At 74.1% G+C, this 9,694-nt stretch carries 8 protein-coding genes; 2 read left to right on the top strand and 6 right to left on the bottom strand.

Annotated features, from left to right (window positions below):
• The 3 genes from AC1Q5D_RS14505 to AC1Q5D_RS14495 form a co-directional block, all read right to left on the bottom strand.
• The coding region (locus AC1Q5D_RS14505) for a transposase family protein (protein ID WP_481739094.1) at positions 1-584 on the bottom strand (584 nt) is incomplete at its 3' end.
• Between the two features lie 95 nt (positions 585-679).
• Positions 680-1,621: an MBL fold metallo-hydrolase gene (locus AC1Q5D_RS14500; RefSeq protein ID WP_481739174.1), complete on the bottom strand. Its 942-nt coding sequence runs from the start codon at positions 1,619-1,621 to the stop codon at positions 680-682.
• A gap of 24 nt (positions 1,622-1,645) precedes the next feature.
• Positions 1,646-3,025, bottom strand: coding sequence for an aldehyde dehydrogenase family protein (locus AC1Q5D_RS14495; RefSeq protein ID WP_481739173.1), 1,380 nt, complete (start codon positions 3,023-3,025; stop codon positions 1,646-1,648).
• A gap of 157 nt (positions 3,026-3,182) precedes the next feature.
• On the opposite strand from AC1Q5D_RS14495, the gene AC1Q5D_RS14490 reads away from it, so the two are divergent.
• Positions 3,183-3,989 carry an SDR family oxidoreductase gene (locus AC1Q5D_RS14490; RefSeq protein WP_481739172.1) on the top strand — a complete coding sequence of 269 codons (807 nt, stop codon included), beginning with the start codon at positions 3,183-3,185 and terminating at the stop codon, positions 3,987-3,989.
• Positions 3,990-4,087: 98 nt separating this feature from the next.
• On the opposite strand, the gene AC1Q5D_RS14485 is transcribed toward AC1Q5D_RS14490, so the two are convergent.
• The gene (locus AC1Q5D_RS14485; RefSeq protein ID WP_481739175.1) at positions 4,088-5,800 is read right to left on the bottom strand and encodes a thiamine pyrophosphate-binding protein; all 1,713 of its coding nucleotides are present in this window, start codon (positions 5,798-5,800) and stop codon (positions 4,088-4,090) included.
• 26 nt (positions 5,801-5,826) lie between these two features.
• Positions 5,827-6,633: a cyclase family protein gene (locus AC1Q5D_RS14480; RefSeq protein WP_481739171.1), complete on the bottom strand. Its 807-nt coding sequence runs from the start codon at positions 6,631-6,633 to the stop codon at positions 5,827-5,829.
• A gap of 351 nt (positions 6,634-6,984) precedes the next feature.
• Between AC1Q5D_RS14480 and AC1Q5D_RS14475 the strand changes: the two genes are divergently transcribed.
• Entirely contained in the window at positions 6,985-8,175 is a 1,191-nt protein-coding gene (locus tag AC1Q5D_RS14475) for a GH25 family lysozyme (RefSeq protein WP_481739170.1), read from the top strand.
• A 63-nt stretch (positions 8,176-8,238) separates the two neighbouring features.
• Here the strand turns inward: AC1Q5D_RS14475 and AC1Q5D_RS14470 are convergent, their stop codons facing one another.
• Positions 8,239-9,552, bottom strand: coding sequence for an MFS transporter (locus AC1Q5D_RS14470; RefSeq protein ID WP_481739169.1), 1,314 nt, complete (start codon positions 9,550-9,552; stop codon positions 8,239-8,241).
• Positions 9,553-9,694: the final 142 nt, after the last annotated feature.

Below are 9,694 nucleotides of genomic sequence, written 5' to 3'. Positions count from 1 at the left end.
CCGCTGCGGATGAGGTGGTGGTCCCGTTCGAGCATCGCCTGGGTGGCCTCGCGTTCCCCGAGCTTGGGGTTGGCCAATCCCCAGATCACCGGCATCCCGTCGGGGGTGCTGATCAGGTAGAGGCGCAGTCCCCAGAAGAACCGGGAGTGCGAGGCGCAGTACCCGTAGCCTGCGTGCCCGGCCAGGTCGGAGCGTTTGACCGTCTCGCGGGAGGCCGCGCAGGGGACGGGGGTGGAATCAAGCAGGCGCAGGACCTCGTGCCAGGACTCGGTGTCGCGGGCCAGCGCGGTGATTGCCGCCGAAATGAGCGGTCCGGCGGCGCGGATGCGTTTGTTGTAGCCAGACTGGCCCGGGATGCCGGGGAACATGCCCCGCAGGTGGGTGTGCGCGTAGCGGACCCACCGCGTCTCGGAGGAAGAGCCGTGCAGTAGGTGCTGGGCCACGGCCAGGCACAGCAGCTCCGCCTCGGCCAGGACCGGCTTGCGGCCTGGCCGCGTGGAGGGTGAATGACCCAGTCCGGGCAGGACGCTATCGGTGAGGAAGACGTAGAGTGAGGTCAGGAGGGTGTTTAGTTTTGGGTTCACATACGAGGCTTAACACCCTCCGCTAACGATTAACAGGCCCCGGCGGAAACCGCCGGGGCCTGTCTTCATCCCAAGAGTGATTGGGAATTACTCATCTAGACGGCGAGGGACCTCGCCGCGGGGGCGCCGGCGACGGCGTAGCGGTGCCCGCTGGCGGCCACGCTCAGGTTCCCGGAGAAGGTGGAGGCAGCGCGGGAGCGCCACTCCGCGGCCGGGGCGACGCCGGCCAGGTGCGAGAGGACCAGGTGCCGCGCGCCGGCGCGCTCGGCGATGCGGCCCGCGCCCTCGGGCGTGGTGTGGGACTCGGCCTGGTGGTTCAGGAAGACCGGGTCGAAGCCGCGGGCGGCGAAGAACTCGAGGTTCACGGCCTCGTGCACCAGGACGTCGGTGCCCTCGGCAAGACGGGCCAGGGCGTCGCACTCGGCGGTGTCCCCGGAGAACGTCACGGAGCCGTCCTCGGTGTCGAACCGGAACGCCAGCGCCGGGCGGACCGGCGGGTGGTCCACCAGCACGGCCGTGACCCGGACGCGCTCGTCCTCGAAGACGGCGAACGGCTCGGCCGCGGCCGGGGAGCCGTGGTCCGGGGCGTCGATCTCCGTGGCGCGCACCAGCCCGCCCATCTCGGGGCGGGCCTCGTCCGTGACGCGGATGTCGAAGTCGTAGGAGAACGCGGCCAGCGTGTGGCGCAGCAGGTCGCGCGTGCCGGCGAGGTCGGCTCCGCGGGCGTGCAGCGGGTCCCGGCCGGGCCCCAGCAGGTCCACCGGCTCCGTGAAGCCGTCCACGGGCGCGCCCCAGTTGAACATCAGGAACGCGGGCAGCTCGGCCACGTGGTCCGAATGCAGGTGGGTGATGAAGCCGGCGCGGAAATCGCGGCCGCGCAGCCCGGCCTCGTGGGCGGCGCGCACGCAGCCCAGGCCGAAGTCGACCATGTAGAAGCGGCCGCCGACGACGACGGCGCTGGCGATCCCGTTTTCCGGGCCGCGGATGGCCGGGCCCGCGGCCGTGCCGAGGGTGATGAGTTCCGTGCTCGTGCTCATGGTGTCCTTGGTTCTCGGGTCGGGCTAGGCGTGCGGGCGCATGTTCAGGGTCCGGGTCTCGAGGTACTCGTCGAGGCCCCAGCGGCCGCGCTCGCGGCCGACGCCGGAGGACTTCCATCCGCCGAACGGCGCGTCCGGCTCCACGACCGTGTGCTGGTTGATCCAGACCGTCCCCGCCTCGAGGCGGGAGGCGACGGCGTGGGCGCGCTGCGCGTCGGGGGACCACACGGACGCGCCCAGGCCGAACTCGCCGGAGTTCACGTGGGCGATCGTCGCGTCCAGGTCGTCATACGCGACGACGGGAAGGGCGTTGCCGAACTGCTCGTCGTCGACCAGGCCCATGCCGGGGGCGGCGTCGGCGACGACGGTGGGCGCCAGGAAGTAGCCGGGCAGGTCGCAGCCGCGGCCCCCGCCGGAGGCGATGCGGGCGCCGCCGGACACCGCCTCGTCGACCAGCGAGCGCACCGTCGAGAGCTGAGACTCGTTGTGCATCGGGCCCATCGTCGTCCCGTCGGCGACCCCGTGGCCGAGCACGTGGGCGGAGGCCGCCGCCGCGATCGCGTCGGTGAGTTCGGCGGCGCGGGCGCGCGGCACGTAGACCCGCTTGACGGCCATGCACACCTGGCCGGCGTTGCGGAAGGCACTGGCGACGATCCCGCGCGCCGTCGTCTCCGCGTCGGCGTCGTCGAGGACGACGGCGGGGTCGTTGCCGCCCAGCTCCAGGGTCACGCGCTTCACCGTCGCGGCGGCCTGCGCGGCGACCGAGGTGCCGACCTCGGTGGAGCCGGTGAAGGAGATCTTCCGGACCCCGGGCAGCGTGGCGAGCGCGACGTTCACGGTCCGGCGGGGGCTCGTGCGCACCTGCAGCACGCCCGCGGGGAGGAAGCGGTTGGCCAGCTCGACGAGCGCGATCGTGGACAGCGGCGTCGTCGCGGACGGCTTGGCGATGACCGTGCAGCCGGACACGAGCGCCGGGGCGAGCTTGACGCACAGCAGCGACACCGGGAAGTTCCAGGGGGTGATGGTGCCGACGAGCCCGACGGGCCGGTAGTGCACTTCGAGCGTGCGGTCCGCGCGCGGGGGCAGCGCCTCGACCTCGTCCCAGTCCAGGTCCGCGTAGTAGTCGAACAGCCCGGCCGCGACGCGGAACTCGCCGATCGCCTCCGCGAGGACCTTGCCCTGCTCCAGCGACAGGATCCGGCCCAGCCGGTCCTCCTCGTCGCGGACGGCCGCGGCGATGCGGCGCAGGGTGGCGCGCCGGGCCTCGCGGTCGCCGGCCCAGGCCGGGGCCGCGGCCTCGGCGGCGGCGACGGCCTGCCGCACGTCGTCCTCGGTGTGCGCGGGCGCCTGGCCGACCACCTCGAGCGTGGCGGGGTCGTGGATCTCGTACGCGGTCTGCGACATGGTGTGCGCGGTCCTTCCGTGGGGCTTCGCCTCCCAGCATCCTCGCGTTGCCTAGACCGGCCCCACCTTCTTTCCGGCCAATGGAAGCCCGGCGGCGGAGGCCACGCCGGGGGGAGCAGGATGGGCGCAGGCCCCGACCCCGCCCCCGAGGAGCAGCATGAGCACCACCCAGACACCCACCCTCGCCATCACCGGCGTCTCCTCCGGCATCGGCGCCGCCACGGCGCGCCTGCTGGCCGGAACGGGGGCCCGGATCATCGGCATCGACCGCGCCGACCCGCAGGACTTCGACGGCCGGTTCGTCCGCGCCGACCTCTCCACCCCGGCCGGCGCCCGCGACGCCGCGGCCGCCGTGGCGGCGGACGCGGACGGCTCCCCGCTGGCCGGCCTCGCCAACATCGCCGGTGTGCCGGGCACCGCGCCGTGGCGGACCGTGCTGGGCGTGAACGTCTTCGGCGTCCGGGAGCTGACCCGCGCCCTGGCCCCGTCGCTGGGCGAGGGCGCCGCCGTCGTCAACCTCGCCTCCTCGGTCGCCTTCGACTGGCGGAACCACGCGGAGGCGTGCGCGCGCTTCGCGCTCGCCGAGGACACCGAGGCCGCCCTCGCCGGGCTCGAGGGCAACGCCGAGGTGACGGGGGAGTCCTACCTGTTCTCCAAGCAGTGCGTGCGCGTGCTGACCGAGGCCCTGGCCGCCGAGCTGCTGCCGCGGCGGATCCGCGTGAATTCCGTCAGCCCCGGCCCCGTCCAGACCCCGATCCTCGAGGACTTCAAGACGGACCACGGCCGGGACAAGGTCGAGGGCGCCGCCGCCCTGCTGGGCCGGTTCGGCGAGCCAGACGACATCGCCCGGGTCGTGGCGTTCCTCCTCTCCCCGGAGGCCGCCTGGGTCAACGGCACCGACGTCCGCGTCGACGGCGGGCTGATCGCCCACCGCACGAGCTCCGCGCTGTCCGCCCGCGCGTAGCCCCCGCCGGGGGCCGCGGCATGTGCCGCGCCGCGCCGTCGCCCCGACGCACCGGTGGCCCGCACTCCTCCCCGGGTGCGGGCCACCGGCCTGTGGAGCTAGTGCCCCTTGAACGCCTCCTCGAGCCACCAGGACGGGCCGCCGTTGGCGACCTTCGCGTCGATCACGAGCGGCCGGGAGGGCCCGGCGGCCAGCCACTCGGCCACCCGGTCCAGGTCGGCCGGCTCGCGGACCGTGACGCCGTCGGCCCCGAATCCGCGGCCCAGCGCCGCGAAGTCCGTGTCCGGGAACGTCACGGTGGACAGGTCGACGTCCGGGTTGCCGGGGCCGAAGTGGTGGACCTCGGCCCCGTAGGCGGCGTCGTTGTAGACGATGCACACCAGCGGCAGGCCGAGCCGGACCGCGGTGTCCAGCTCCGCGATGGCCATGTGGAACCCGCCGTCGCCCGTGCCGAGCACCGGGAGCCGGTCCGGCCGGGCCAGCGCGGCGCCGATGGCGGTGGGCAGGCCGAGCCCGATGGACTGGAACGACTGCGTGAAGCAGAAGCCGTGCTCGTCCGGCACGGACAGGTACTGGGACGGGTAGCCCATGAAGTTGCCCGAGTCGACGCTGACGATGCGCTCGGCCGGGAGGATGTCGTCCAGCAGGGCGGTCAGCGTGCGCGGGTCGATCCGGCCGTTCCCGCCCTGGTCCTCGTGCGGGACGTCGCGCCAGCGCGCGCCGGCCGCGATCAGGGCCGCGTTCCCCGGCGTGCGGTAGCCGGTGCGCGGGGCCGCGCCGCGGGCGGCGAGCTCCGCCAGGGCGTCCGCGGCCGTGGCGGCGGAGTCGCCCTGGACGCCGAGGTCGACCGGGCGGTGCGCGCCCAGGGCGGCGTCGTCGAGGTCGACCTGCACGACGCGGGTCCCCGCGCCGATGAGCTTGCCGTGCCGCATGGTCCACATGTTCAGGGCGCACCCGAAGCCGACGACCAGGTCCGCCCCGGAGATCAGCTCCGCGGCCAGCGGCGAGGAGAAGCCGCCGCTGATGCCCAGGTCGAACTCCTCGCCGTTGAACAGGCCCTTGGCGACGGCCGACGTCGCCACGAGCGCGCCCGCCTGCCGCGCCAGGGCCAGGAGCTCCTCCCGGGCGCCGCGCGCGCCGCGCCCGGCGACGAAGACCGGACGCTCCGCGGCCTCGATCAGGTCCGCGAAGCGCGCGACGGCGGCGGCCGCGGGGCGCAGCGGCAGGACCGGGGGAACGGCCGGGACGGGCTGCGCGGCCGGGGCCGGCTGCGACTGCACGTTCAGCGGCAGGTTCAGCACCACGGTGCGCCGGTCGTTGAGGGCGCGCCGGTACGCGCGCACCGTGTCCGCGACGGCGGTCGCCGCGGAGTGCACGCGCTCCGGCACCGCGCCGACCGAGCGGGCCAGGGCGTCCTGGTCCATCGCGAAGTTCGAGTGCACGGACTCCGGCGCCGTCTCGGCCGCGAGCACGATGAGCGGCGTGCGCGCCTTCGCGGCCTCGCCGATGCCCGTGGTGGCGTTGGTCAGGCCGCAGCCCTGGTGGACGGAGAGCAGGGCCGGGGTGCCGGTCATCCGGGCGTAGGCGTCCGCCATCGTCGCGGCGCCGCCCTCGTGCCGGGTGGCCGTGTACTCGACCCCGTGCGCCGCGAGCGCGTTGGTCACGTCGAAGTTGCCGGAGCCGACGACGCCGAAGCAGCGCCGCGCCCCGAGCCGGGCCAGCGTCTGCGCGACGAGCTCCGCGACCGTCCGGGCCTCCGGGGCGCCGGCCGCCGGCGCGGGGGTCCCCGGCGCGGGCGCCGCCGTCGTCATCTCCCGCGACCCGGTCGCCGCGCCGCTCACGCCTGGTCCTCCACGAGCGCCAGGACGCGGGCCGGGGCGCCGGTCCCGCCGACGATCGGCAGCGGCGCGACCACGACGACGGCGCCGCGCGTCGGCAGCCCCGCGAGGTTCTTCAGCGACGTGATGCCGTACTTGTCCCGCCCGAGCAGGTGGTGGTGCATGGGGAACGGCGGGTCCAGCTCGGCGCCGCGGCCCGCGTCGATGCCCACGGTCTCGACCCCGACGCCGGAGATGGGGGTCTCCTCGGCGAGCCAGCGGGCGCACTCGGCCGTGAAGCCGGGGGTGTGCGAGCCGGTCGCGTCGGTGTTCAGGAACGCGCGGCGGTCGCCGTCGTACTGGTCCCAGCCGGTGCGGAACAGCAGCCACTCGCCGGGCTGGAAGGCCCCGTGCTGCTCCTGCCACTCGAGCAGGTGGGGCACGTCGACGAGGAAGTCGGGGTCCGCGGCGGCCTCGGCGGCGAAGTCCAGGACCACGGCCGGGCCCACGAGGCGGGCCGGGTCGATCTGGGAGACGTCCAGCCCGTCCCGGCCGGTGGCCCAGTGCACGGGGGCGTCGAGGTGGGTGCCGATGTGCTCGCCCGTGCGGATGTTGTGGTGCTTCCAGAACGGGCCGGGCTCGTTGTATGCCGAGACCTCCTCGAGCGCGAAGTCGTCGAGGTTCGCGAACGGCGCGGGCAGCTCGAGGGTCGGCGTCTCCGCGGAGAGCGGGGCCGTGAGGTCGACGACGCGGGTGGTGCCGGCGGCGAGTGCCGCCGCGAGCCCGCCGAGGGCCGTGGCCGCGGGTAGGGGAGTGGGCTGGTCCATGGGCTTTCCTGCTCCTAGGGAAACAAGGCTGACGCTTCGGTGACGACGATCACAAATTGTCGATAAGGGGACGTTAGCACCTGCGGCGCCGCGCGGGCCCGGGTGTGAAGCGCGATGTCCCGATGTTGCGCCGGAGGGGCCGTCGGCGCCCTGGTGGTGGCCCGACGGTCGGGTCCGCCGCACCCGCCGGTCGGGTCCGCCGCACCCGACGGTCGGGTCCGCCGCACCCGCCGGTCGGGTCCGCCCCGCCCGGCGCGCGCTCCCCGCCCCGGCCGCGGGCTCCTTGTATCGTGCCCGTGGGGGAACAACCACTTGGGGAACCGTCCACTCACACCGACCCGAGGATCGAAGATGCGCCTTCCCCGGCGAACCCCCACCCGTGCCACCGCGTTGTCCCTGTCCGTCGCGCTCGCGGCCGGCGCCGCGTTCGCGCCGTCCGCCGGCGCCGCCACGGCGAGCCCGGCGCCCTCCGACGGGGCGCCGCCGTCGTCCGCGGCCACGCCCGAGCCCGTCGCCCGGGCCGAGGAACGCGGGCGCGCGGCCGACGCCGCCGCCGACATCCGGGAGGCGCTGGCCGACGGCGCCGTCCCCGCCTCCCAGCGCTCCGCGCTCGCCGAGGAGGCGCTCGACGCGCTCGGCATGGAGGCCCTGCCCGCCCAGCTGGCGCAGGGCGAGCGGCGGATCGCCGAGACCGGCAGTGCCCAGGTCCCCACGCTCGAGGAGCTCGAGGGGCTGGCCCGCTCGGGCGAGGCCGGCGCGTGGCCCGCCCCGGCGCCCGAGCCCGAGCAGCAGGACCCGACGGCGCCGATGCTGATGCACGAATCGAACTTCACGCACTGGAAGCCGCCGGGCATCGCGGGCGTGGACGTGGCGAGCCACCAGGGCACCGTGAACTGGGACTACGCCTGGTACAAGGGGGCCCGCTTCGCCTACGTGAAGGCGACCCAGTCGTGGCCGAACTCCCTGTACAGGAACCCGTACTTCGGCCAGCAGTACAACGGTTCCTACAACGTGGGTATGTTCCGCGGCGCGTACCACTTCGCGATGCCGCCGTCGTCGAACCCCTCGTACCAGGCGCGGCAGTTCGTCAACAACGGCGGCGGCTGGTCCGCCGACGGGAGGACCCTGCCGCCGCTGCTGGACATCGAGTGGAACCCCTACAGCGCCTCCACGTACCCGCGGGGCAAGGGCAGCGCGTGCTGGGGCATGACGCCCGTGCAGCTCTCCGACTGGATCTACTCCTTCGGCGTCCAGGTCAAGCGCATGACCGGACGGCTGCCGATGATCTACACGGCCCGCTCCTGGTGGGACACCTGCCTGCGCCGCTCCTCCCGGTTCGTGAACTGGCCGCTCCACGTGGCCCGGTACCCGAGCTCCTACTCGAGCTCGCCCGGGGACCTGCCCGGCGGCTGGCAGCAGTACCGGGTGTGGCAGTACTCCCCGAACACCGGCTACGTGCACCCGTCCGATCCCGTGGACGGCAACGTGTTCCGCGGGTCCTGGAGCGGGCTGCGCTCGTTCGCGAAGTACCCCTGGGGATAGGCCCGCACGAGCGCAAGGGCGGGCCCGCCGGTCGGCAGACCCGCCCTCGCGCGGCGCTGGTGGCTAGTGCGCGCCCTCGCGCAGCTCGTGCCGGGTCGAGGATCCGGTGAGGGCCAGTCCGCCCAGCGCGCCGACGGCCGCGAACGCGAAGAACCCCCACGGGTAGGCCAGCCCGGTGGCCAGCAGCGTGCCGCCGACGACCGGGCCGGAGATCGCCCCGAGACGGCCGACGCCGGCGGACATGCCCAGCGCCGTCGCGCGCACGTGCGGCGGGTGGTTCGCCGCCGTGAACGCATAGACGAGCACCTGGGACGAGAACACGAAGCACCCGGTCAGGAAGACCATGGCGTAGATTCCCAGCAGCGGCAGCTTGATGGCCAGTGCGGCCAGCAGCAGGGCCGACCCCAGGAACCAGGCGATGCCGGCCACGCGCGGCGTGACCCGGTCGGCGACCCGGCCCGCGACGAACAGGCCCACGATGGCGCCGACGTTGAGGATGAGCAGGAAGCCCAGCGCGTTGCCGAGGTCGTAGTCGGCGGCGCGCATGATCTCAGGCAGCCAGGTGTTCAGGCCGTAGACCAGCAGCAGGCCCATGAAGGAGGCGACCCAGATCGCCATGGAGTTGCGGCGCCAGCCGGCGGAGAGCAGCAGCGCGGCGCCGGCCTTCTCCTGCGACCCGTCGGCGGGGAGGCGGTGGCCGAGCCCGACGCCGTAGTGCTCCGCCACGGCGTGGGCCTCGTCGAGGCGGCCCTTGGACGCCAAGTAGGACGGGGACTCGGGGAGGTACCTCAGCATCAGCGGGACCAGCACGAGCGCCGGCAGCGAGCCGAGCACGAACATTTGCTCCCAACCGAGGTTCGTCACGACGACGATGGCGAGCCCGGCCGTGAGCACAGCCCCGACGTGGTAGCCCGTCATCACGATCGTCGTCGCGTTGGAGCGCCGGTTGAACGGGGCGAACTCGGTGACCATGGCGATGGCCGTCGGCAGGCACCCGCCCAGGCCCAGCCCGGCCAGGAAGCGCAGGATGCCGAACACCAGCACGTTCGGGGAGAACGCCGCCGCGAACGTCAGCAGGGAGAACAGGACGACGGCGCCGATCAGCATCTTCCGCCGGCCGAGCCGGTCCGTCAGGTAGCCCATGGCCAGGGCGCCGATCATCATGCCGACCAGCCCGGCGGTGGCGACGACGGTGCCCTCGGCGGTGCTCATGTCCAGCCGACCGTCCTGGAGCATCGAGGGCAGGACGGCGCCGAGGACGACGGCGTCGAACCCGTCGAGCAGCACCGCGATCCAGCACAGCGGCGCCACCCAGCCGCGGGAGCGCAGGATGAGCGATGGTTCGCCGGTGGGGGAGGACCGGTGGGAGGTGTTCATGGAGACCTGTCTCTCTGGGGGCGTGATGCCGGGCACAAGCCCGACGAGCCTAGGTTGCCGCCGCGGCCCGCGTCGCCCGCGCTCCCATTGAATGGGATGCGATGCGTGCCACACCCCCATGGTGCGCCCGGACCGCCAGTCC

The sequence above is a fragment of the Arthrobacter paludis genome (assembly GCF_056782315.1).
This window is presented reverse-complemented; position numbering and strand designations above follow the sequence as displayed.